Below are 21,677 nucleotides of genomic sequence, written 5' to 3'. Positions count from 1 at the left end.
TCGACAACGCATACGGAGACCGAAACCTCATCTGCACATGCCCACCAATGGACGCTTACGAAGAAGCCGCAGAGTAAGAGGCTGATATCAGGGTTCGAACCCCTTGGGCACGCCAAATGGCGGCGTGTCCACGCTTGTGCCCGTCAGGGCGTTCAGGAAGGCCACTAACTCGCTGATCTCGACGTCTGATAGCTCCATCGGGATGATGTCGACCTGACGACGCTGTCGCGCCAGTTCGAACCGGTCGTTCCACACCGCAAAATCAACCTGTTGCAGCCACGGGACTTTGGGCAAGGCGGCCATCTCGGGAGTCCAATGCGCAAGGCTGTCCTGCGGGTTAAGATGATGGCGAATGATGCTGTCGAGGTCAGGAAAGGCTCCGTTATGGCCATAAGGCGCGGTCAGGGCGACATTGCGCAGCATGGGGGTGCGAAAGCGATACGCATCCTCTAGCTGGTCGCTTTCGCCCATGCGCCCTACGTCCCGCACATTGGGGTCCCATTGCCGGGTGCGACCGGGGCCAAAGGGCGGAAGGGCCAGCGCGTGGAACTTCTGATCCGACAATAGCGGGCCAGAGTGACAGGTGGCACAGCGCGCCTTGCCGTAGAACAGGGCCATCCCGGACTTTTGGGTTGGTGTCAGAGCATCGGTGTTCCCAGCCAGATATTGATCAAACGGGCTGTCGGTGCTGCGCCATTCGATGGCCATGAAAGCGGCCAGAGCATTGGCGATCTGGGTGATGGTGATGTCTTCAGGCGTTTCGATCTCATCAAAAGCGCGGGCCATGGCGGGGCCGTATCGCGGGTCGGTACGGACGCGTTTCGCCAGAATCGGCCAGCCCTTGTCGATCCGGTCATGCACAGCGCCAGTCACCTGGTTTTCGGCAACATTCCCGGCCATCTCAAACTGCGAGGTCAGCGGGAACAGCGCCTGCGCGGCCAGCAGAGAATTCAATCCCGCGGGCAACCATTCCTGCGCCGGAGAGTTGAAGCCGTTGCCATAGACATCCGAGATACTCAGTCGTCCGTCATGGAAAACAGTATGGATGTCCTTCGCCCCGAGGTTCCAAAGGCCGGGCGAATTTCGGGGAATACGCTTGCGGATTTTGTCGGACCCAGTGCCCGGCGTGCGATCGGGGCCTAACCCCTGACCGCCTTCGCCGATGCCCAGCGACAATCCGTCGGAGGTGCCGAAATCCGGGTGGTGGCAATGGGCGCAGGCGATGTTCTGATTGCCCGACAGGATCGGATCGTAAAACAGTTGATGACCAATGGCGGCCTGTTCCATATCAAAGGACAGGAAATCATCATCGGTCAGCGGGCGTGGCAGCTCTTGCGCTGCGGCCGCGCCGGCAAAAAGGAAAGCAATCCCATGCGCCAGATTGTATTTGCCCTGTGTATGCTTGCGACCCCTGCGCTGGCCGAGCTGGAACAGGCGCGTGACATGATGGAGGCCGGCGCGTTCGAGGCCGCGCGCGAGGAACTGCTGCCCGCCGCCCGATCCGGCAATGCCGAGGCCGAGGAATTGATCGGCGTGATGTACGGGTTGGGTCTTGGGGTCGAGCAGGATTATGAACGGGCCTTTGAATGGTATCTGCGCGCATCGATGAAGGGGCATCCGGGCGCACAATCGGGGATCGGCTGGTATTATGAGCTGGGTCTGGGCATGCCCGCGCCCGATCTGGTGCGGGCCTACTTGTGGTACACGCTCAGCGCTATTGGCGGCGATCCCGATGCGGCGATCAGCCTTGAGGAAGTGGTCAAGAAGATGTCGCCGGAGCAGATCGAAAAAGCGCATGTTCTGGTCAACGACTACAAAGGGTGGATGTACCCGTTTCGGTAAGGGCCGGGCCCGAAAGCCCGGCACCATAGCTTAGTTCAGGTCCGCATCACGCGATGCGTTGACGTCTGCCTCGGCCGCTGCAACGGCTTCGGTGAGCGCGGTGAAGACCTCATCACCACGACCGACGTTGGTTTGGAACCACTCGTAGACCGGGGTTGCCGCCTCTTTGAACGCGGCTTTCTGCTCGGGGGTCGGCACGTACAGATCACCGCCACCGGCGACGAAATCCTCATAGGCCTGGATCGACTTGCGCTTGGGTGAGGCAAAGGTGGCCTGCTGCAGCGCATAGAACCCATCGACCACGACACGGCGCATGTCTTCGGGCATCTCCTGGAACTTGGCGTTATTCATCCACCACAGAGCGCCCATATAGGCATGGCCGTCCAGGGTGACATATTGCAGGCCTGCATCGGGGAATTTCATGCCCATGATGTCGGTGATGCCGTTCTTGGACCCTTCAACCACACCGGTTTGAAAGCTGGTGAACAGTTCCGGCCACGGGATCGGGGTGGGCGATGCACCCAAGGCTTTAACCAGCTCTTGTGGCAGGTCAGCGACCACGGTGCGGATTTTCAACCCTTCCATATCAGCTGGTTCAGCCACGCGACGCTGGGTGTTGGCAAAGTTGCGCCAGCCACCAGTGTTGCCGATGGTCATCAGACGGATCGCGCCGCCGGAATCCTCAAGCGCCATGTCGCGCATGGTGCGGGTGAAATCGCCGGATAGAACATGCTCGGCAATCCGGTCATCCGCCATAAGGTAGGGTAGGTCGAGGACCTGGACATAGGGAAAGATGCCTGACGCCCCGCCCGAGGTCGAGATATAGATGTCGATGGTTCCATCGGCCACACCCTGCAGGCATTCCGCGCCGTTCGAACACAGCTGCGTACCGATGAACAGCTCGACCTCGATCGCGCCGTTCGAAGCGGCTTCGACATAGTTCTTGAAAACGATTAGACCGTCATAATCCTCGTCATTTTCGTTCGAGTTGGCCGTGGCGCGCAGCGTATAATCCGCTGCCGTGGCCGCGATGGCTGATGCGGCGACCAGCGACGTGGCCACCGCTGCGGTTTTGATAAAGGTTCTGAGCATGCGTTTCCTCCCTGTGGAACTCAGTTAGTTGGCAAATCCCGTTATCCTCGGGATCGTCATGGATAATGCGGGGATGTAGGTGATCAGAAAGATCACGATGATTTCGACGGCCAGAAACGGCAGGATCGCCTTGGCAATGGTTTCAACCTTTTCGCGCGACACGGCGGCGGCCACGAACAGCACCAGCCCCATGGGCGGTGTGGCCAGACCAACGGTCAGGTTGACGCTCATGATGATGGCAAAGTGGATCGGGTCGACGCCGAGGCTGGTAAAGATCGGTCCCAGGATCGGCCCAAGAATGATGATCGCAGGCCCGGCATCCAGAAACATGCCGACAACGAACAAGAGCAGGTTGATCAGAAACAGCAGGATCAGCGGGTTTTCCGACAGGCTGAGGATCAGCGAGGCCAGCTGTTCTGGCGCATGGCTGAGGCTGACCACGGTTTTGAACGCCATCGCTGCCCCCACCAGCAGCAGAACGACGGCGGAGGTCAGGCCGGCATTGCTGAGGATCTCGGGCACTTCTTTGAGCGTCAAGGTGCGCAGGATGAAAAAGCCGATTAGAAAGGCATAGCCGACGGCCACTGCTGCGGCTTCGGTAGGTGTAAAGATACCGCCCAGAATACCACCCAGAATGATCACCGGAGTCAGCAGTGGAAAGAACGCCTTGAGGCTGGCCTGACCCCGTTCACCCCATGTGTATTTGCGGCTGGCAACGGGAAAATCATACTTGTCGGCCATGAATTTGATCATCAGCATCAGGCCAACGCCAACCATTACGCCCGGCACGATCCCGGCCAGAAACAGCGCCGCAACGCTTTCGCCCATCACATAAGCGTAGATGATCATGATGCCCGAAGGCGGGATGATCGGGCCTATGACGGAACTGGCCGCCGTGATTGCCGCGGCAAATTTGCGGGTATAGCCCTGCTTCTCCATCGCCGGGATCAGCATTGAACCCAGCGCTGATGTATCCGCCACGGCAGAGCCTGAAAGTCCCGCAAACAGGATCGAGCTGAGCACGTTCACATGCGCCAACCCGCCGCGAAAATGGCCCATCAAGGCTTGGCTGAATTCCACCAGACGGATGGTTATCCCGCCGCGGTTCATTAGCTCTCCGGCCAGCATGAAGAAAGGGATTGCCATCAGGGGAAAGCTGTCCATGCCGTTATAGACATTGCGGTACAGCAGGGTGATGTCATTGGATTGGCCATTCAGCCACAGCAGGATACCCGGGGCGGCCAAAAGGGCGAAAAAGACCGGCAGGCCAATCATCAGAAAGACAAGGAAGGTGGGCAGGAACCAAATCAACATCTATTCAGCCCCCACCGGTGCGTCGGCAATTTCAGGCAGCAGGTCTGCGCCCCCCAATAGCGAGACAATCGCGCGCAGGATCAGCTCGACATTTACTACGATCAGAAGGGCCACCCCCACCAGCAGCGAGGCCATCATCCAGCTGCGCGGGACGCGGTACCATTCGTCAAAGCCAAATGAGGTGGGAATATACAAAGCGGCGGTTGCGAATTTGCCCCCGAACCCGGTCACTTCGGACCAGCCGATCTTTACCGCGACCAGCAGCACCGCCAGTGACACGAACAGCAGCGCGAGCATCAGTATCTGTCCCAATACGCGCGGAAGCATCAGGGGCACCATGTCGATGGCCACGAACCCGCCGCGGCGAAATGCAGTCGGGGCCATCAGACCCGTCATCCAGAGCATGCAGAACCGGGCGGCCTCATCCGGCCAGGGCAGTGCGTTGCCCAGCACATATCGGAAGAATACTTGAATCAGGATTGCAGTCACCATGAATGCAATTGCAACGACGCCAACCGCGCGGCCCAATCGCAGCACGGTTTCGTTCACGAATGCAATCGGCGCCAGCATCGTTGCCAGTCCGCCCATGCGTTTCCTCCCTATGTCAGCCGCGGGTTTGTCCCCCAGTCGTCAGAGCGCGCTTAGGACTGCGCGAATTGGCCGAGTTTTCCGGCATAGAAGGTCAGCGCGTCTCCATCGCTTATGCTGGCCTTCAGGACTTTGCCCACCACGATCACATGATCGCCTGCGTCGTGATAAGCGTGTTGTTCACATTCAAACCGTGCCAGACAATCCGGCAGCAGAGGGGTACCATTTGAGCAATGCCCATGGGCGATGTCTCGCAGCGCAAAGGCGTTTTTCGAGCAGCCGAAACACAGCTCGGCCTGTTCAGAGGACAGTACATGAACGCTGAAATGGCGCGCCTTGTGGAAATAGGGGAAGCGGCGCGAGTTGCGGTCGCCGGCCCACATGATCAGGGGCGGGTCCAGCGACAGGGACGAAAAACTGTTGGCGGTGATGCAGACCGGACCGTCCGTGCTGTTGCAGGTGACGATGGTAACTCCGGTGGCAAAGCGGCCAAACGCATCGCGCAGGGTTCGGGTGTCATCCTTGTGTGGGATGAAAGTATGGTTCATGTCCTGTGACATTGCATTCATCATGGTACCTCATGGCCCAGTGCCGCCTCATAAAGGCGGTACCAACTCTCGCGATCCAGATTGACTTTCAAGGCGTCCGAAATCTGTTTGATCCGGCCCAGATTGTTGGTGCCCAGCACCGGCAGGATGCCTGCAGGATGTGCCAGAAGGAAGGCCACGGCCACTGCGGCCCGGTCCACTCCGAATTCGGCGGCGATCTCATCCGCGACCACGCCGACCGGAGGGTTCCCGGCCATCAGCAGTCCGCCGCCCAGCGGCGACCACGCCATCACCGGCTGCCCATGCTGTTGATGAAACGCTAGGTCGCCATTGGTGAAGGGGCGGATTTCGCCCAGCGAGATCTCGACCTGGTTGGTGACCAGTTGGGTCTTCATCGCTGATTGCAGAAGCGTCCAGTCCCACGGGCGGAAATTCGATACGCCAACCGCGCCCACCTTGCCGCTGGCCACGACCTCGTCCAGCGCTGCGCCGGTCTCATGGTGGTCCATGAAGGGATCAGGGCGGTGGATCAGTAGCAGGTCGACATGGTCGATTGCCATTTCGGACAGCGAGGTGTCGACGGATTTCAGGATATGCGCGCGCGATGTGTCATAATATTTGACCATGGCGTCTGCGTATCGGCCCATCGGCGCAACGATGTCGCATTTGGTGACGATCTCCATCCGCGCGCGCAGCGCCGGATTGGCGCGCAGGGCGTTGCCCAAAACCGCCTCGGCTGCGTAACCGCCATAGATGTCGGCCTGATCGAATGTGGTGATGCCCTGATCCAGGCAGGCTTGTATCTTGGCTTCGACATGATCCGCCGAGGTGTCACTGTCATCACCCAAGCGCCACATGCCGTATACCAGGCGGCTCATTTCCAGCGTGTCTGAAAGCTTTACACGTTGCATTAGCGGCGAACTCCGTTGCCCAGCGGGGTGGCTGGGATGGTTTTGGGCACGCGTCCGTATTCCTCGGGAAGCGAGCAGGTTTTCAGGTTGGGCATCACGCGGGCACCGAAATGGCGGGCCTCGTCCAGATGTGGATAGCCCGAGAAGATGAAGGCGCGGATGCCCATCTTTTGATAGTCTTCAATCTTGGTCATGACCTGATCGGTGGAGCCCACAAGCGCTGCGCCGCAGCCAGACCGCGCCCGGCCAACGCCGGTCCAAAGACCTGGCTCGACATAGCCGTATTCATCCGCCAGATCGCGGTTTTTGGCCTGATGCGCAACACCCAGCGAGGTGGAATCCAGCGCCCGTTCGCGGATGGCGCGACCGTATTCGTCGTCCAGCTTGGATACGATGTAATCAGCGTATTCCTGCGCTTCGGCCTCGGTATCGCGAACGATCATGTGAACGCGCAAGCCGTAATCCAGTGTCCGGTTGTAATTCTCGGCTACCGCATGAACCGCCTTCATCCGCCCGGCCAGTTGATCCTTGGTTTCTGGCCACATCAGATAGACATCGCAATGCTCTCCGCACAGTTCGAGCGCAGATGGGGAATAGCCGCCGAAATACAACAGTGGTCCGCCGGTCTGATAGGGTTTGGCTGGATCGGTGGTCAGGCCCGAGAAATTATAGACCTCGCCCGCATGGTTGATCTCATCCCGCGTCCAAGCCTGTTTCAGGATTTCGACGACTTCGCGCGAGCGTTGATAACGGAACGCGCTGTCTGCCTTTTCACCAGGAAAATCGGACGAGATGATGTTGACCGTCAAGCGCCCCTGCAACATGTGATCCAGCGTCGCGATGGTGCGGGCCAGCATGATGGGCTGCATTTCACCGCAACGCACCGCGGCCAGCAGGTTGATCTTGTCGGTGATCGGTGCGCATCCAGCAACAAAGCTGAGCGTGTCCTGACCGACCTGATAGGATGACGGGCACAGGATGTTGCGAAACCCCTGTGCCTCGGCCTCTTTCACGATGGCGGAACAATGGTCCCAGCTGGACCGCAGATCGCCATCGGGCATCCCCAGAAACTGATAGTCATCCGAACACAGAGCCGAAAACCACGAGACCTCGGCCGCATTCAGATCGGGGGAGGTGATTGGGACGATCGTCATCTGAGTCGGTCTCCGCAATGGATTTGCTTTTTCTCTTGCGTAGCAATCACATTGATGTAGATCAATAGTGTATCAATTTTTCCTGTGACCAATCGAAGCGCCCCGACGTGCCCCCCACAAGCCGAAACCCCAATGCCCTTCCGATATATGTTCAGATTGCAGAACTGCTGATCCGCGATATTGCGGCCGGCCGTCTGATTGACGGTGAGCGCCTGCCGCCGGAACGGGACATGGCGGCGGACCTGAATGTCTCGGTCGGGACCCTGCGAAAATCGCTGTCTGAGCTTGAGAAAAAAGGGATGTTGGAACGCATTCAGGGCTCGGGCAATTACATCCGTGAGACCGGAACGCAGAACAGCGTCTATGCGATGTTCCGGCTTGAGCTGCCCGAAGGGGGCGGTTTGCCAAGCGCGGATATCCTGTCGGTCGATCATCTGGAAAAGCCTGCCAATCTGCCCGGTTTCGGAGCCGCGGCCACGGGGTCGCGCGTGCGCCGGATGCGCTATTTGAATGACACAATCATCGCGGTCGAAGAGATATGGCTCGACGAATCAGTGGGTTTGATCGACGGCAACCTGCTGTCTGACTCGCTGTATCGCTATTATCAGCAGCAGTTGGGGTTCTGGATCACGCGGGCCGTAGACAGGGTTTCAATCGCCGCGCTGCCCGATTGGACACCGACGGGCTTTACCAAGCCCTTCGGGCAGACGGTCGGGTATATCGAGCGGTTCAGCTGGTCAGAACAGGTCGAACCCGTCGAATTCTCTAAAACTTGGTTCGATCCGGATCGGGCCACCTATGTTCAACGCTTGAAGTAAAAGGAAACGCGCATGACCCGGACCATCAATTACGGGCTGATCGGATGCGGCATGATGGGGCAGGAGCACCTGCATAATATCGCTCTGCTGGATGGCACGCGCGTGGCGGCAATCTATGAGCCCGACCCGCAGATGGCCCACGCCGCGCAAGAGATCGCGCCCGAGGCTGTGATGGTGGGGTCGGTGGCTGATCTTCTGGCGGTCGAGGATCTCGATTGCCTGGTCATCGCCAGCCCGAACCACCTGCATGTGGATCAGATCTGCGACATTGCGGCGATGCGCCCACTGCCCCTGTTGGTGGAAAAGCCGCTTTTTACCGATCCGCAGGATGCGGCGCGGCTGGAAACGGTGCAGCGTGACTATCCCCATCCAATCTGGGTGGCGATGGAATATCGCTATATGCCTCCGATTGCCGCTTTGATCAAAGGGCTCCAATCCACCGGCGGGGTGCAGATGCTGACGATCCGAGAACATCGATTTCCCTTTCTGGAAAAGGTCGGCAACTGGAACCGGTTCAACCGCAATACCGGCGGCACATTTGTCGAGAAATGCTGCCATTTCTTCGACCTGATGCGGCTGATCCTTGGGTCCGATCCGGTGCGGATCACCGCCAGCGGTGGGCAGGCGGTAAACCATCTGGACGAAAGCTATGATGGGGAAACGCCGGATATTCTGGATCACGGTTATGTTCTGGTTGATTTCGCCAACGGCACGCGGGCGATGCTGGAACTGTGCATGTTCGCCGAAGGATCGCGGTACCAAGAGGAAATCTCGGCCACAGGACAACTGGCCAAGATCGAGGCGCTGGTGCCGGGGCCGGGGCGCTTTTGGCCCGATCATCTGGGTGAGCCGCCGGTGCCGCAGGTGATTGTCAGCCCGCGTAATCCGAAGGGGCCGGTGTCACAGGACATCCCCGTCGATCCGCGCCTGCTGGCCGCCGGGGACCACAATGGCTCGACCTATTACCAGCATCAGGGGTTCCTGGCGCTTGTTCGAGGCGAGCGGGCTGCGCCGGATGTGACGCTGCAGGATGGGCTGTGGTCCGTTCGTATGGGGTTGGCGGCACAACAGGCGCTGGCAACGGGTGAAGCCGTTCGGTTGACCTGATAGGCAACAAGGACGATGCGCTGTGCCGGTGACGAAATTGCGCCTATCGGAAACGCGCTCCCCCAACTTGCGCATAAAAACCTGTCGTTTTTGATTTCTGATGGGTCTTTTTCGCTTGTTGATGCTGCGTCTGCACCCTAGCTCTGTCCGTGGGACACCCCTCCCCAACGAGGGGCGTGTATCTGGAAGGGTAATACACATGACTATCGAACAACCGGCGTCGCATGACGCCGTGCGCAAACCTGAAATGCGGCCGGCAAATCCGCGCTTTTCCTCGGGCCCCTGCGCCAAACCCCCCACATTTGACCTGACCAAACTGGCTGACGCAGCGCTTGGCCGTTCGCATCGCGCTGCTGTTGGCAAGGACAAGCTGAAAGCGGCCATCGAAGGTACGCGTGAAGTGCTGGGCATTCCAGCAGATTACAAGATCGGCATCGTTCCCGCGTCTGACACTGGCGCGGTTGAGATGGCGCTGTGGTCGCTGTTGGGTGAACGCAAGGTCGAGATGCTGGCCTGGGAAAGTTTTGGCGCGGGATGGATCACGGATGTGGTCAAGCAGCTAAAAATCGACGCCGAAGTGAAAACAGCCGATTATGGGCAGATCATCGATCTGGCCTCGGTCGACTTCTTCCATGACGTGGTCTTTACATGGAACGGCACGACTTCGGGCGTGCGGGTGCCAAACGGTGACTGGATCGCGGATGACCGTCAGGGTTTGACGATCTGCGATGCGACTTCGGCGGCCTTCGCGATGGACCTGCCGTGGGACAAGTTGGATGTGACCACGTTTAGCTGGCAGAAAGTTCTGGGCGGAGAGGCGGCGCATGGGATGCTGATCCTTTCCCCGCGCGCTGTGGAGCGGCTTGAAAGCTATACCCCCGCATGGCCATTGCCCAAGATTTTCCGCCTGACCAAGGGCGGTAAGCTGATCGATGGTATCTTTACTGGCGCCACGATCAACACCCCGTCGATGCTGGCGGTTGAGGACTATCTGTTCGCATTGGATTGGGCGCGCTCAGTTGGTGGTCTGCAGGGATTGATTGGCCGGGCCGATGCGAATGCCGGTGCGGTGCATGCGTTCTGCGAGCAGAATGGCTGGATCGCTAACCTGGCTGACGACCCGGCGACGCAGTCGAATACGTCTGTCTGTCTGAAATTCACCGATGCGCGCATCCGGGACGGCGCAGCCTTTGCCAAGGCCGTTGCAAAGCGGTTGGAGGCCGAGAATATCGCGTTGGATATCGGGGCTTATCGCGACGCACCTGCGGGCCTGCGTATCTGGTGCGGCGGCACGGTCGAAACTTCGGATATCGAAGCGATGTTGCCCTGGCTAGCCTGGGCCTTCGAGGCTGAGCTCGCAGCACAAACTGAAGCCGCCTGATCTTTCCCAATCTTCACCGGGCCGCCTCAGGCCCGGACATCTCATTACATTCAAGGACCACAGACATGGCTCCCAAAGTACTCGTTTCTGACAAACTCAGTGAAACCGCTGTTCAGATTTTCCGCGACCGCGGCATCGACGTGGATTTCATGCCCGATCTGGGCAAGGACAAAGATAAACTGGCCGAAGTGATTGGCCAATATGACGGCCTTGCCATCCGCTCGGCCACCAAGGTCACGCCGACCTTGCTGGAACATGCGGACAAGCTGAAAGTCATAGGTCGCGCCGGCATCGGCACCGACAATGTCGACAAGGATGCCGCCAGCAAGAAGGGCGTCATCGTGATGAACACGCCCTTTGGCAACATGATCACCACAGCCGAGCACGCGATTGCGATGATGTTCGCCGTGGCGCGGCAGATCCCCGAGGCCAGCACTTCGACCCATGCGGGCAAATGGGAAAAGTCTAAGTTCATGGGGATCGAGCTGACCAACAAAACCTTGGGCGTCATTGGTGCGGGCAATATTGGCGGGATCGTCTGCGAACGCGCCCTGGGCCTGAAAATGAAGGTTGTCGCCTATGATCCCTATCTGGGCGAAGAGAAAGCCGCCAAGATGGGTGTTGAAAAGGTTGAACTGGATGAGCTGCTGTCGCGTGCCGATTTCATCACCTTGCATGTGCCGCTGACCGATCAGACTCGCAACATTCTCAGCCGCGAAAATCTGGCCAAGACCAAGCCTGGCGTGCGCATCGTCAACTGTGCCCGCGGCGGTCTGGTCGATGAAGAGGCGCTGGCCGAGGCTCTGCAATCCGGTCACGTTGCCGGTGCCGCCTTTGACGTGTTCAGCGAAGAACCGGCCAAGGACAACGCGCTGTTCAACCTGCCCAATGTCGTCTGCACCCCGCATCTGGGTGCCGCCACGACCGAGGCGCAGGAAAACGTGGCGCTGCAGGTGGCCGAGCAGATCTCGAACTATCTGCTGACCGGCGCGGTGGAAAACGCGCTGAACATGCCCAGCGTGACGGCGGAAGAGGCCAAGGTCATGGGGCCCTGGATCAAACTGGCCGGGCATCTGGGCGGTTTCATCGGTCAGATGACGGATGAGCCGATCAAGGCGATCAACATCCTCTATGATGGTGTTGCGTCGGAAATGAACCTTGCCGCTTTGAACTGCTCGGCTGTTGCCGGGATCATGAAGAAGTTCAATCCCGAGGTGAACATGGTTTCGGCCCCGGTTGTGGCCAAGGAACGTGGTATTCAGATTTCGACCACCAATCAGGACAAGTCTGGCGCCTTCGAGGGCTATATCAAGGTGACCGTCGTGACCGAGAAACGCGAGCGTTCGATCGGCGGAACCGTGTTCAGCGATGGCAAGCCGCGCTTCATTCAGATCAAAGGCATCAATATCGACGCCGAGGTGGGCGCGCACATGCTCTATACCACGAACGAAGATGTGCCGGGTATCATCGGTGCGTTAGGTCAGGCCATGGGTGAGCACAGCGTCAATATCGCGAACTTTACCCTCGGACGCACCGAGGCAGGGGGGGAGGCGATTGCCTTGCTTTATGTTGATGAACCCGTACCAGCCGAAGCGCGGGCAAAGCTGGCCGAAACCGGCCTGTTCACGCAAATCAAACCGCTGGAGTTCGACGTTGCCTGAGGCGGTGTTGAATATCTGAGACACTTCATACCCGCGTCTTCCAAGGCGTGGGTATTTTCTTTTCCTGGCCGCCAAGACGCGTCACAAGCAGGGTGTTCCTGTTGATTTAGGGTTTTCCATGTCCTCGCCAATTTATGCAATCGGTGACATCCACGGCCAGCTCGGCATGCTGCAGGTTGCGCTGTCGCGGATCGAGGCCGATGGCGGGCCAGATGCAAAGATTGTGTTTCTGGGTGACTATGTCGACCGGGGCCCGGACAGCCGCGCCGTGTTGGACCTGCTGATCGAAGGCCAAAAGGCGGGGCGCAACTGGGTCATGGTCAAGGGCAACCACGACCGAATGATGGCTCGCTTCGTGCAAGAGCGCGAAATTGCAGATAAGCAACTGCCCGTCACGCTGAACTGGCTGAACCCACGGCTGGGTGGTCGGGAAACGCTGGCCTCCTACGGGGTTGAAGTCACGGACAATGACCGCATCTATCAGGTCCATGAACGGGCCTGTGCCGCCGTACCGCCAGCACATCTGGATTTCATCAACGCTTTGCCAGTTTACCATCAAGAGGATGAGCTGCTGTTCGTCCACGCTGGCATCAGGCCCGGTCTTCCACTGTCGCAGCAATCCGAAGATGACCTGGTTTGGATACGGCAGGAATTTTTGGTTGAATCTGGCCCGCACCCCTGGCTGATCGTGCATGGTCACACCCCTGTGGATGCGGCGGAACATTGCGGCAATCGGATCAATTTGGATGCGGGCGCGGGCTATGGTCATCCGTTGGCCACTGCCGTGTTCGAGGGCCGTGATTGCTGGTTGCTGACCGCACAGGGGCGCGCGCCGCTGAGACCTAGTCTTCGGTAAACAGGTCTTTGTAAGCTTCGCGTAGCGCGTTTTTTTGCACTTTGCCCATCGTATTGCGCGGCAATTCGTTTAGCACTATCAGCTTGCGGGGATGTTTGAATCGCGCCAGTTGGGTCTGTGCGCTTGCCATGATGGCCTCGAGGTCGGGCGACTTGTTTGGTTCGGCTACCAACAGGCCCAACACGGTTTCGCCGAAATCCGGATGGGGCACGCCGATAACTGCGCTTTCCAGAACACCGAGTTGGTCGTCCAGCACCAGTTCGACCTCTTTGGGATAGATGTTGTACCCGCCCGAGATGATCAGGTCCTTGCCGCGTCCGACGATATGGACATAGCCGTCCGCGTCCACACGTCCAAGGTCGCCGGTGATAAAGAACCCGTCCTCGCGCAACTCTGCTGCGGTCTTCTCGGGCATTTCCCAATAGCCCTGAAAGACGTTGGGGCCACGCACCTCGATCATGCCGATTTCGCCCTGCGGCAAGGTTTCACCCGTCTCAGAGTCGGTCACTTTGAGCTCAACGCCCGGCAAGGGGAACCCCACGGATCCGGCGCGGCGTTCACCGTCATAGGGGTTCGAGGTGTTCATGTTGGTCTCGGTCATACCGTAGCGTTCAAGAATGCGGTGCCCGGTGCGGGCCTCAAACTGCTGATGCGTTTCGGCCAGCATTGGGGCCGAGCCCGAGATGAACAGCCGCATATGACGTGCCAGATCGCCGGTGAACCGGTCGTCATCCAACAGACGGGTGTAGAAGGTCGGAACCCCCATCATCGCGGTTGCATCAGGCAAATGCCGCAGTACCTCATCCAGATCGAATTTCGGCAGAAAGATCATCGACCCGCCCGAAGCCAGTACCACGTTGGTTGCCACGAACAGCCCATGAGTGTGAAAGATTGGCAGAGCATGCAGCAACACGTCATCGTCGGTAAACCGCCATTCCCGTACCAATGTTTCGGCATTCGACAGCAGATTGGCCTGTGACAACATCGCGCCCTTGGATCGGCCGGTCGTGCCGGACGTGTACAGGAAGGCGGCCAGATCATCCTCGGTGCGGTTGACCGGCTCGAAAGCAGGCAGCATACCCAGCGCACGCCGCATCAGGCTGCCGGATCCATCAGCGTTTAGCGTTTCAAGCCGTGCCTTCTGGGCGGCGGCGACGGGTGCCAGACCAGCCTTATTTACATCATCGCAGACCACCAGCGCAGCGCCGCTGTTTTCAATGAAATAGCTCAGTTCGCTGACCGTATAGGCAGTGTTGAGTGGCAGAAAAACCAGACCGGTCTGCACACAAGCAGCAAACAGCGCAAGCGCTTCGGGCGACTTTTCCACCTGAACCGCAACGCGTTGTCCGGGTTCGAGCTCAAAGCCGATTAGGGTATTGGCCAACCGAGATGCCATGTCCAGGAAATCAGAATGGGTCAGCACCTGACCGTTGGGCAGATGCAGGAAAGGCGTTTCTTTGCCCGCGTGAATGCCAAACAAGCGATCGTAAAGCAGGTTGCCCATTTACCGAGTTCCTTTCTGTCCAGTCCTGGCGAATCTGTCTTGGAATGGCGTGCTGGTAAAGCCCTGAATGGCGCAATCGGTCGCCGTTCGGTCCGCATGATGTGCCAGAGGTTGCTGCGGACAAACTGTCTTCTGGCGATCGGGGGCTATCTGCGTTAATCGCAGGTGAATTCGCCGGAGATAGACTATGTATGTTGCCACCCTGTTGACCAATCCCGAAACGCGAACGCTGGATTTGGCGCTGGTCGAGTCGTTGCGGAATGCCTGGGGCGGGGCCGAGATCATCTGGCTCAGCCCGGATGAGGCGGCTGAGTTCGCGCTGCAGGAACTTCCGGGCAACCAATGGGATGTCTGGGGTGATTTGCAGAAGCTTGGCGTTGACCTGATCGTGCAGCCTGCCGAGGGGCGGCGCAAAAAGATGCTGTTGGCGGATATGGACAGCACCATGATCCAGCAGGAATGCATCGACGAACTGGCGGATGAGGCCGGGGTCGGCGACCGCGTCAAGGACATCACCGCCCGCGCAATGAATGGCGAATTGGATTTCGAAGGCGCGCTGACCGAACGGGTCGGGTTGCTGAAAGGGTTGGATGAGGCCGTGATCGGCAAGGTTCTGGCCGAACGCATCACCTTGATGCCCGGTGGGAAGGAGCTGGTCGCGACGATGCGCGCCAATGGCGGCTATGCGGCACTGGTCTCGGGCGGGTTCACGGCGTTTACTGCCAAGGTGGGCAGTGAATTGGGGTTTGACGAAAACCGTGCCAACACTCTGCTGGCCGAAAACGGCAAACTGACCGGCGATGTGCAGCGACCGATTCTGGGACGACAGGCCAAAGTTGATGCTTTGGAACAGATCACCGCGCGTCTGGGCCTGTCCGAAAACGATGTGATCGCTGTGGGTGACGGGGCAAATGATCTGGGCATGTTGGGCCGGGCCGGAACCGGGGTTGCGCTGCATGCAAAGCCTTCGGTCGCGGAACAATGCGAAGTGCGCGTCAACCATGGCGATTTGACCGCGCTTTTGTATCTGCAGGGCTATGCGCGGCAGGAATTTGCCCAAGCCTGAAAGCCGGGGCTTCCCTTTATTTAACAAAAATGTTAAACAGTGGCCATGAATACGCTTCTGACCACATTCTCCGCATTGTCCGACGCCACGCGGTTTTCCATCGTTGAACAGTTGATGCAGGACGGAGAGCAGCCCGCGGGCGACCTGATCGAAGGGCGCGGCATGTCGGGTGCTGCGGTCTCGCGCCACCTGAAGGTTTTGCGTGAGGCCGGGCTGGTTCGGCAACGGGTGCAGGGCACCCAGCGGATGTATTCGATCCGCCCCGAAGGTCTGTACGCGATCGCGGAGTGGACCATTTCGAAACGACAATTCTGGGAAAGCAGTCTGGATCGTCTGGGCGATGCTATTGAAAGGGATACCTCATGGCCGATCTAAAGCTGGAGCGCACGTTCCCGATACCGCCAGAGGATCTGTTTGCGTGGATCAGTGTCGCAGAACGGCTGTTGCAATGGTGGGGCCCCGAAGGGGTGCATGTGCCCGAACATACTCTCGATTTTTCGCGCGTTGGTCCGTGGTATTCGGTCATGCAGAATGGCGAGGGCCAGCGGTTCAAGGTCTCGGGCCATGTGACCCATGTCGATCCGCCCAATTCGGTTGGCTTCACCTGGGGCTGGCATGACGATCAGGATCAGCGCGGGGCCGAAAGCCATGTAACGCTACGGATCGAAGCCGCAGGCGGCGGCGCTCGGCTGGTGGTCGATCACCGCGACCTGGGCGATGACGAGATCGCCGCAAACCACGAGAAAGGCTGGACCTCGACGCTGAACAAGCTGGCCGGTCTGGTGCAATAAGTTTTCATCTGGGAGGAAAGAAATGCCACAGTTTCTGTTTGTCTATCACGGCGGGACCACGCCATCGGACCCGGCCGAAGTCGAAGCAACCATGGCCGCCTGGGGCGCGTGGTTTCAGAATATGGGCCCGTCACTAGAAATACCCGGCAACCCGGTGGGCCAGTCCTATACCGTCAGCTCGGGCGGTGTGGTCGACAATGGCGGTGCCAACCCGGTATCCGGCTTTACCGTGATCAAGGCCGACAGCATCGACGCCGCCAATGAAATGGCCAAGGGATGCCCCATGGTCGTAAACGGGTCAGGCTCGGTCGAGGTGGCCGAGATTCACGAGATTGAGATGTAGCGGCCCTAGCCGGGGAAACCCGGCGCGGGTCGGATCACGCCACATTCCAGCCCGCGACGGCTGTATTGCGTGGCGTTCATAAAGGTGCGGGTGGTCGGGTGATCGGCCTCCAGTACGCCGAGGCTGACCAGAATGGCAGCAATGGCGCATTCGCTGGCACGGGTGGCGCCATCGGTGATCTTCAGCGCGACGCCCATGCGTTTTTCAGGGATGATGGCGATGAATACGGCCTCGGCCCCGGTCTTGATCGCGGCGCGCCCGTTCATGGCGCGCATCAGCTCGGTACAGGCGCGCGTCTCTCCGGCCACCAGCTCGGGATGTTTGATCATCGCCGCGGTCAGGTGTTGTGCCGCATCGCTGGCCCGGTCCGACCGGTCCGCCGCCGAGGCAAACCACGCCATCGACCGTGCCATCCCCACCAGCGAGGTGGCAAAGTTCGGGGCGGAACAGCCATCGATGCCATAGCCAGGGCTGGTTTCGCCGGTAGTTTCTTCCAGCGCGGACAAACAGGCCTGTTGAACCGGGTGGTCGATTTCAAGATATTCCGGCCCGGCACCCATATGCTGTGCTACCGTCAAAAACCCGCAATGTTTGCCCGAGCAGTTGTTGTGGATCTGACAGGGCGTGTCGTCGGCAAGTATCAGCCCGTCGCGCGCCGCCATATCCTGAGGCTCTTGCGGCCCACAGCGCAAATCGGGTTCAGCCAGGCCCAGATGGTCCAGCCAGGACGTTACCCTGTCTGTGTGAATATGCGCGCCGTTATGCGAGGCACAGGCCAATGCCAGATGCTCGCTGTTCAGCCCGTATTTCGCGGCCGCCCCCGATGTAATCAACGGCAGGGCCTGTATCATCTTGGCCGAAGACCGGGGGTAGATTATCGCCTCCGGGTCGCCCCAGCTGCGCACGATCTGACCCGTGTCATCACAGATAACCGCATGCCCCAGATGCAGGCTTTCCAGTAAAGGCCCCCGCCATAGTTCGGTCATTGCTACAGGCTGCGTCATCGGGACCCTCCTAAACATGCGCAAAAAACTGCCAACCGCCCTTTCGCCTATGGCGAAACTTGCGATAGTGTGTGTATGTCGGCAATCACCGGAAGACGCAACTTACAGACGAACCGTCAGGGTTCGCGAGCCATTCCGGTGGGTATGAGGTATTAGGTCGAGCTAGGAGGCTGGACAGATGGGATCAAAGCTCGTCCGCGTAATCGCGGGCCTGTGCGTGGCAGGGATGACAACGGCTGCTACCGCTCAGCAGGCAGACAGCACCAATAGAGTATCCGTAAACACCGACTGGAGTGTGTTTGTGGAAGAGGACCCAACCGAATGCTGGAGCGTTGCAACGCCGGATGAAACCGTCAACACGCGCGGCGGGCGCGTTGTTTCGGTGAGGCGCAGCGACATCCTGCTGTTTGTCGTGTTCAGACCTGATCCCGATGTGAAGGGGCGCGTTTCATTCACCGGGGGCTATCCGTTTGCCGCGGGATCGACCGTATCTGTATCCATCGACGGAAACAGCTTCGAATTCAGCACCGAAGGCGAATGGGCCTGGCCCGCGTCAGAGGGTGATGACCAAAAAGTAATCTCTGCCATGAAAAGCGGTACCGAAGCAGTGCTGACCGCCCGGTCCGAGCGCGGCACTCAGACCAAAGATACTTTCTCATTGCTGGGCTTCACAGCCGCTTTAGACGACGCCGAGAAACGCTGTACCAAATGAGCGCGCCAGCGCTCGGGCAGTGGCCCGGCTTGCAAAGTGGTGCCAGTTTCGCAGGATACGACCGCCCTCCTTCATAGCTTAACTTAACGTCATCTATAAATTTGATCTGCGTCAATGCTCCGCGCTCTGAAATACTGAACTAATCGGTTCAAGCAGAGAGAAAAGGAGAGCATCGATGCAGAAGAAAGTTTTGGGCCTGTTTGTGCTGACCGCCGTCGTATTGCTGAGCGCTTGTGATAAATCCGCTGAGACATACCCGGTTTCGGGAGAGCAATGTGGGCCAAACGATCCGGTCAAAACGCTGGACGCCGAGGATTGCTTTATTCCACCAGCAGGTGCGTGATCCAATACGGCTGGCCTGGAAACGTCCGGGCGGCATAAGAGTTCGAATGACCGCGGGGTTGATCCCCGCGGTTTTTTGTAACCTCTGGCGTCGCTATGCTAAGCTGAGCGCGTTAGTTTAACGACCCTTCGAGGAGTATGTCATGCGTTTGGTGATACTGGCTGTTTTAACCCCCACGTTGGCTGTGGCGGATCCTGCAATGGAATGCACGAACGCAAGTTCACAAGTCGAAATCGGATCTTGCGTTGCCAGTATGGAAGCGGGGGTTGAGGCCGCGCTGACCGATAGTTTTGGCTTTGCCATGGATGCAGCCAACGCGTTGGACGAGGTGACCGGACGGACAAGCGCGGCGCCTGCGATGGAGGCGGCGCAAAGCGCGTGGGTCGGGTATCGTGATGCGCAGTGCGAGGCGGTCGGCGCGTCTTTTGGTGGTGGGTCGGGAACCGGCATTGGTATCACCTCTTGCCGGATTGAATTGGGGCGCCTGCGGATTGACGAATTGCTGCGTTTTGTAAATTAGGCGCGACGAATTCTTTTGATCTTTGCGCGCAGTCCTATATAGAGGCGCATTCCAAGCCAGAATCTTCGAGACCCACCTATGTCGCCCAAAGCGCCGATCACTCAAGACGTCATGACCATCCCCCGCAAATTGCCGGAGGGGAAGGTGAACATTGTCGGGTTGACCCGGGATCGCCTGCGCGAGACCCTGATCGAACACGGCACGCCTGAAAAACAGGCCAAGATGCGCACGGGCCAGATCTGGCAGTGGATTTACCAATGGGGTGTGCGCGACTTTGCCGAGATGACCAATCTGGCCAAAGCCTATCGCACCCAGCTGGCCGAGCATTTCGTGATCGAAATCCCCGAGGTTGTGACCCGACAGGTGTCCGAGGATGGCACACGCAAGTATCTGGTCCGTATTGCTGGCGGCCATGAGGTCGAGGTGGTCTATATTCCCGAGGACGATCGCGGCACGCTGTGTATCTCGTCTCAGGTCGGTTGCACGCTGACTTGTTCCTTCTGCCATACAGGCACGCAGAAACTGGTGCGCAACCTGACGGCGGCGGAAATTGTCGGTCAGGTGATGATGGCGCGGGATGATCTTGACGAGTGGCCGGTACCGGGTGCGCCCAAGGACGAAACCCGCCTGCTGTCGAACATCGTTCTGATGGGTATGGGCGAGCCTCTTTACAATTTTGAGAACGTCCGCGACGCGATGAAAATCGCGATGGACCCCGAAGGTATCTCGCTGTCTCGCCGCCGGATTACCCTGTCGACATCGGGCGTGGTGCCCGAGATTGCGCGTACCGCGAAGGAAATCGGCTGCCTGCTGGCAATTTCGTTCCACGCGACGACCAATGAAGTCCGCGATGTGCTGGTGCCGATCAACAAACGCTGGAATATCGAAGAGTTGCTGCAGGCTTTGGCCAGCTATCCCAAGGTTTCCAATTCGGAACGGATTACGTTTGAATACGTGATGCTTGATGGTGTGAATGACAGCGATGAGGATGCGCATCGTCTGATCGAACATATCAAGCGCCACAAAATCCCGGCCAAGATCAATCTGATCCCGTTCAACGAATGGCCCGGCGCGCCGTATAAGCGCAGCTCAAACAATCGTATTCGGGCTTTTGCCAATATCATCTATCAGGCCGGGTATGCCTCGCCCATCCGCAAGACGCGGGGCGAGGACATTATGGCGGCCTGCGGTCAGCTGAAATCGGCCACCGAACGCGCCCGTAAATCGCGCAAGCAGATTGAGGCCGAGGCCGGTCTCGACCGCGGATAAGCGGCTGAATAGAAGAGCGTCGCAAAATTAATTTTTGGGGCGCTGTCTATCGAATGCAAAATTTGATATGTTTCATTGGCTAGGTGTGGATGCACCAGGCTCACTTGCGCACAATAGGGTGAGTTCGGTGGCTGGCATGTGGCAAATTCGTTCACGGCGGCTACCTTGTATTTCAGCTCCGTGTGCCGATTGCGGCATAACAGGTTACGAGTTGGGTTATCTCTATGATGTTTCGATTGAAAATTCCGTACTTTAATTTTGTTTTAGTTTTGGCTTGTGCGGCCGTCGCCGTAACTGATGTTGTTGCGCAGTCAAATGATGAGGATGCTCATCTGGCTATCGAAAATCCGGCTGATCTGACCAAGGACGACGCGCGTGAAATTTATGACTCGTTGCAGCGCCGGATGGCACGCGGCTATGCCGCAGCGCAGTTGGATCTGCTTCTGAATTACCAAAACTGGCCGCTGTACAACGATGCGCCCTATATATCTGAAACCCATGGTCGGCGATTTGTGAACAGCTATGCAAACCGGATGGCGTATAATTATGCAACCTTGACGGAAGGCGAAAAGCTTCCGGTGGGGTCTGTGCTGGCCAAGGACAGCGTGACCGTTACGGATGAGGGGAAAAGCCATCCCGGCGCGATGTTCGTCATGCAGAAACTGGCCGAGGGCGCCAACCCTGCTACGGCTGATTGGCGTTATATCATGGTCATGCCGGATGGGTCAGTGTTTGGGGACACGATGGGGGATCGCGCCAACGCAGTTGCGTATTGCCACGATTGCCACGAGGCGGTTGCCGACCGAGATTACACATTCTTCGTTCCCGAAGAATATCTGGTCGACAATTAGGC

24 protein-coding genes are annotated in these 21,677 nt (G+C 58.6%); 15 read left to right on the top strand and 9 right to left on the bottom strand.

The window, feature by feature from the left end:
• Nucleotides 1-87: 87 nt before the first annotated feature.
• The gene (locus AC2FH8_RS13415; RefSeq protein ID WP_282022004.1) at nt 88-1,287 is read right to left on the bottom strand and encodes a cytochrome-c peroxidase; all 1,200 of its coding nucleotides are present in this window, start codon (nt 1,285-1,287) and stop codon (nt 88-90) included.
• 84 nt (nt 1,288-1,371) lie between these two features.
• On the opposite strand from AC2FH8_RS13415, the gene AC2FH8_RS13410 reads away from it, so the two are divergent.
• Complete coding sequence (locus AC2FH8_RS13410; protein WP_282022003.1) at nt 1,372-1,842, top strand: tetratricopeptide repeat protein; 471 nt, start codon at nt 1,372-1,374, stop codon at nt 1,840-1,842.
• Nucleotides 1,843-1,872: 30 nt separating this feature from the next.
• On the opposite strand, the gene AC2FH8_RS13405 is transcribed toward AC2FH8_RS13410, so the two are convergent.
• The 6 genes from AC2FH8_RS13405 to AC2FH8_RS13380 are packed head-to-tail and all read right to left on the bottom strand — an operon-like array spanning nt 1,873 to nt 7,449.
• The gene (locus AC2FH8_RS13405; protein WP_142637250.1) at nt 1,873-2,934 is read right to left on the bottom strand and encodes a TRAP transporter substrate-binding protein; all 1,062 of its coding nucleotides are present in this window, start codon (nt 2,932-2,934) and stop codon (nt 1,873-1,875) included.
• A 24-nt stretch (nt 2,935-2,958) separates the two neighbouring features.
• Nucleotides 2,959-4,248: a TRAP transporter large permease gene (locus AC2FH8_RS13400; RefSeq protein WP_142637247.1), complete on the bottom strand. Its 1,290-nt coding sequence runs from the start codon at nt 4,246-4,248 to the stop codon at nt 2,959-2,961.
• Nucleotides 4,249-4,836, bottom strand: a complete 588-nt coding sequence (locus AC2FH8_RS13395; RefSeq protein WP_496689969.1) for a TRAP transporter small permease — start codon at nt 4,834-4,836, stop codon at nt 4,249-4,251. It lies immediately after the preceding gene.
• A gap of 53 nt (nt 4,837-4,889) precedes the next feature.
• Nucleotides 4,890-5,405: a flavin reductase family protein gene (locus AC2FH8_RS13390; protein WP_185956692.1), complete on the bottom strand. Its 516-nt coding sequence runs from the start codon at nt 5,403-5,405 to the stop codon at nt 4,890-4,892.
• Nucleotides 5,405-6,295, bottom strand: coding sequence for an aldo/keto reductase (locus AC2FH8_RS13385; RefSeq protein ID WP_496689968.1), 891 nt, complete (start codon nt 6,293-6,295; stop codon nt 5,405-5,407). The genes AC2FH8_RS13390 and AC2FH8_RS13385 overlap by 1 nt, the downstream gene beginning before the upstream one ends.
• A complete protein-coding gene (locus AC2FH8_RS13380) occupies nt 6,295-7,449 on the bottom strand; it encodes an LLM class flavin-dependent oxidoreductase (RefSeq protein WP_496689967.1) in 1,155 nt (384 codons plus the stop codon). Before AC2FH8_RS13380 ends, AC2FH8_RS13385 begins: the two co-directional genes overlap by 1 nt.
• Nucleotides 7,450-7,556: 107 nt before the next feature.
• Here AC2FH8_RS13380 and AC2FH8_RS13375 point away from each other — a divergent pair, with 107 nt between their 5' ends.
• From AC2FH8_RS13375 to AC2FH8_RS13355, 5 genes are all read left to right on the top strand, one after another.
• Nucleotides 7,557-8,267 carry a GntR family transcriptional regulator gene (locus tag AC2FH8_RS13375; protein ID WP_142637238.1) on the top strand — a complete coding sequence of 237 codons (711 nt, stop codon included), beginning with the start codon at nt 7,557-7,559 and terminating at the stop codon, nt 8,265-8,267.
• Between the two features lie 12 nt (nt 8,268-8,279).
• The gene (locus AC2FH8_RS13370) at nt 8,280-9,374 is read left to right on the top strand and encodes a Gfo/Idh/MocA family protein (RefSeq protein ID WP_496689966.1); all 1,095 of its coding nucleotides are present in this window, start codon (nt 8,280-8,282) and stop codon (nt 9,372-9,374) included.
• A gap of 199 nt (nt 9,375-9,573) precedes the next feature.
• A complete protein-coding gene (locus AC2FH8_RS13365) occupies nt 9,574-10,755 on the top strand; it encodes a phosphoserine transaminase (RefSeq protein WP_142637234.1) in 1,182 nt (393 codons plus the stop codon).
• Between the two features lie 65 nt (nt 10,756-10,820).
• Complete coding sequence (gene serA, locus AC2FH8_RS13360) at nt 10,821-12,416, top strand: phosphoglycerate dehydrogenase (protein ID WP_142637232.1); 1,596 nt, start codon at nt 10,821-10,823, stop codon at nt 12,414-12,416.
• 118 nt (nt 12,417-12,534) lie between these two features.
• Nucleotides 12,535-13,272 (top strand): metallophosphoesterase family protein, encoded by a 738-nt coding sequence (locus tag AC2FH8_RS13355; protein WP_496689965.1) that lies wholly within the window; start codon nt 12,535-12,537, stop codon nt 13,270-13,272.
• On the opposite strand, the gene AC2FH8_RS13350 is transcribed toward AC2FH8_RS13355, so the two are convergent.
• Nucleotides 13,259-14,776: a malonate--CoA ligase gene (locus tag AC2FH8_RS13350; RefSeq protein ID WP_496689964.1), complete on the bottom strand. Its 1,518-nt coding sequence runs from the start codon at nt 14,774-14,776 to the stop codon at nt 13,259-13,261. The genes AC2FH8_RS13355 and AC2FH8_RS13350 overlap by 14 nt on opposite strands.
• A gap of 187 nt (nt 14,777-14,963) precedes the next feature.
• On the opposite strand from AC2FH8_RS13350, the gene serB reads away from it, so the two are divergent.
• The 4 genes from serB to AC2FH8_RS13330 are packed head-to-tail and all read left to right on the top strand — an operon-like array spanning nt 14,964 to nt 16,976.
• Entirely contained in the window at nt 14,964-15,842 is an 879-nt protein-coding gene (gene serB / locus AC2FH8_RS13345; protein ID WP_496689963.1) for a phosphoserine phosphatase SerB, read from the top strand.
• Nucleotides 15,843-15,887: 45 nt separating this feature from the next.
• Entirely contained in the window at nt 15,888-16,217 is a 330-nt protein-coding gene (locus AC2FH8_RS13340) for an ArsR/SmtB family transcription factor (protein ID WP_142637223.1), read from the top strand.
• Complete coding sequence (locus AC2FH8_RS13335) at nt 16,205-16,633, top strand: SRPBCC family protein (RefSeq protein WP_271949551.1); 429 nt, start codon at nt 16,205-16,207, stop codon at nt 16,631-16,633. The genes AC2FH8_RS13340 and AC2FH8_RS13335 overlap by 13 nt, the downstream gene beginning before the upstream one ends.
• Nucleotides 16,634-16,655: 22 nt before the next feature.
• Nucleotides 16,656-16,976, top strand: a complete 321-nt coding sequence (locus AC2FH8_RS13330) for a YciI family protein (protein ID WP_142637219.1) — start codon at nt 16,656-16,658, stop codon at nt 16,974-16,976.
• 5 nt (nt 16,977-16,981) lie between these two features.
• Here the strand turns inward: AC2FH8_RS13330 and AC2FH8_RS13325 are convergent, their stop codons facing one another.
• Nucleotides 16,982-17,980, bottom strand: coding sequence for an asparaginase (locus tag AC2FH8_RS13325; RefSeq protein WP_496689962.1), 999 nt, complete (start codon nt 17,978-17,980; stop codon nt 16,982-16,984).
• Between the two features lie 178 nt (nt 17,981-18,158).
• Here AC2FH8_RS13325 and AC2FH8_RS13320 point away from each other — a divergent pair, with 178 nt between their 5' ends.
• The 5 genes from AC2FH8_RS13320 to AC2FH8_RS13300 all read left to right on the top strand — a co-directional run bounded on the left by AC2FH8_RS13320 (nt 18,159) and on the right by AC2FH8_RS13300 (nt 21,675).
• Entirely contained in the window at nt 18,159-18,692 is a 534-nt protein-coding gene (locus AC2FH8_RS13320) for an invasion associated locus B family protein (protein ID WP_496689961.1), read from the top strand.
• Nucleotides 18,693-18,867: 175 nt separating this feature from the next.
• Nucleotides 18,868-19,035: a hypothetical protein gene (locus AC2FH8_RS13315; RefSeq protein WP_185956689.1), complete on the top strand. Its 168-nt coding sequence runs from the start codon at nt 18,868-18,870 to the stop codon at nt 19,033-19,035.
• A gap of 142 nt (nt 19,036-19,177) precedes the next feature.
• On the top strand, nt 19,178-19,555 hold the full coding sequence (locus tag AC2FH8_RS13310) for a lysozyme inhibitor LprI family protein (RefSeq protein WP_271949559.1): 378 nt from the start codon (nt 19,178-19,180) through the stop codon (nt 19,553-19,555).
• 78 nt (nt 19,556-19,633) lie between these two features.
• A complete protein-coding gene (gene rlmN / locus AC2FH8_RS13305; protein ID WP_496689960.1) occupies nt 19,634-20,824 on the top strand; it encodes a dual-specificity RNA methyltransferase RlmN in 1,191 nt (396 codons plus the stop codon).
• Between the two features lie 269 nt (nt 20,825-21,093).
• Nucleotides 21,094-21,675 (top strand): cytochrome P460 family protein, encoded by a 582-nt coding sequence (locus tag AC2FH8_RS13300; protein WP_496689959.1) that lies wholly within the window; start codon nt 21,094-21,096, stop codon nt 21,673-21,675.
• The last annotated feature ends 2 nt before the right edge of the window (nt 21,676-21,677 follow it).

Source organism: Ruegeria sp. CDSC025 (assembly GCF_059610805.1).
The sequence above is the reverse complement of the archived record's forward strand: the minus strand, read 5'-3'. Positions and strand labels throughout refer to the sequence as shown.

Bases quoted from the DNA above. Each gene is read 5' to 3' on its own strand.
- AC2FH8_RS13415 (WP_282022004.1), bottom strand. From the start codon at position 1,287: ATGGAACAGGCCGCCATTGGTCATCAACTGTTTTACGATCCGATCCTG.
- AC2FH8_RS13410 (WP_282022003.1), top strand. From the start codon at position 1,372: ATGCGCCAGATTGTATTTGCCCTGTGTATGCTTGCGACCCCTGCGCTG.
- AC2FH8_RS13405 (WP_142637250.1), bottom strand. From the start codon at position 2,934: ATGCTCAGAACCTTTATCAAAACCGCAGCGGTGGCCACGTCGCTGGTC.
- AC2FH8_RS13400 (WP_142637247.1), bottom strand. From the start codon at position 4,248: ATGTTGATTTGGTTCCTGCCCACCTTCCTTGTCTTTCTGATGATTGGC.
- AC2FH8_RS13395 (WP_496689969.1), bottom strand. From the start codon at position 4,836: ATGGGCGGACTGGCAACGATGCTGGCGCCGATTGCATTCGTGAACGAA.
- AC2FH8_RS13390 (WP_185956692.1), bottom strand. From the start codon at position 5,405: ATGAATGCAATGTCACAGGACATGAACCATACTTTCATCCCACACAAG.
- AC2FH8_RS13385 (WP_496689968.1), bottom strand. From the start codon at position 6,295: ATGCAACGTGTAAAGCTTTCAGACACGCTGGAAATGAGCCGCCTGGTA.
- AC2FH8_RS13380 (WP_496689967.1), bottom strand. From the start codon at position 7,449: ATGACGATCGTCCCAATCACCTCCCCCGATCTGAATGCGGCCGAGGTC.
- AC2FH8_RS13370 (WP_496689966.1), top strand. From the start codon at position 8,280: ATGACCCGGACCATCAATTACGGGCTGATCGGATGCGGCATGATGGGG.
- AC2FH8_RS13365 (WP_142637234.1), top strand. From the start codon at position 9,574: ATGACTATCGAACAACCGGCGTCGCATGACGCCGTGCGCAAACCTGAA.
- serA (WP_142637232.1), top strand. From the start codon at position 10,821: ATGGCTCCCAAAGTACTCGTTTCTGACAAACTCAGTGAAACCGCTGTT.
- AC2FH8_RS13355 (WP_496689965.1), top strand. From the start codon at position 12,535: ATGTCCTCGCCAATTTATGCAATCGGTGACATCCACGGCCAGCTCGGC.
- AC2FH8_RS13350 (WP_496689964.1), bottom strand. From the start codon at position 14,776: ATGGGCAACCTGCTTTACGATCGCTTGTTTGGCATTCACGCGGGCAAA.
- serB (WP_496689963.1), top strand. From the start codon at position 14,964: ATGTATGTTGCCACCCTGTTGACCAATCCCGAAACGCGAACGCTGGAT.
- AC2FH8_RS13340 (WP_142637223.1), top strand. From the start codon at position 15,888: ATGAATACGCTTCTGACCACATTCTCCGCATTGTCCGACGCCACGCGG.
- AC2FH8_RS13335 (WP_271949551.1), top strand. From the start codon at position 16,205: ATGGCCGATCTAAAGCTGGAGCGCACGTTCCCGATACCGCCAGAGGAT.
- AC2FH8_RS13330 (WP_142637219.1), top strand. From the start codon at position 16,656: ATGCCACAGTTTCTGTTTGTCTATCACGGCGGGACCACGCCATCGGAC.
- AC2FH8_RS13325 (WP_496689962.1), bottom strand. From the start codon at position 17,980: ATGACGCAGCCTGTAGCAATGACCGAACTATGGCGGGGGCCTTTACTG.
- AC2FH8_RS13320 (WP_496689961.1), top strand. From the start codon at position 18,159: ATGGGATCAAAGCTCGTCCGCGTAATCGCGGGCCTGTGCGTGGCAGGG.
- AC2FH8_RS13315 (WP_185956689.1), top strand. From the start codon at position 18,868: ATGCAGAAGAAAGTTTTGGGCCTGTTTGTGCTGACCGCCGTCGTATTG.
- AC2FH8_RS13310 (WP_271949559.1), top strand. From the start codon at position 19,178: ATGCGTTTGGTGATACTGGCTGTTTTAACCCCCACGTTGGCTGTGGCG.
- rlmN (WP_496689960.1), top strand. From the start codon at position 19,634: ATGTCGCCCAAAGCGCCGATCACTCAAGACGTCATGACCATCCCCCGC.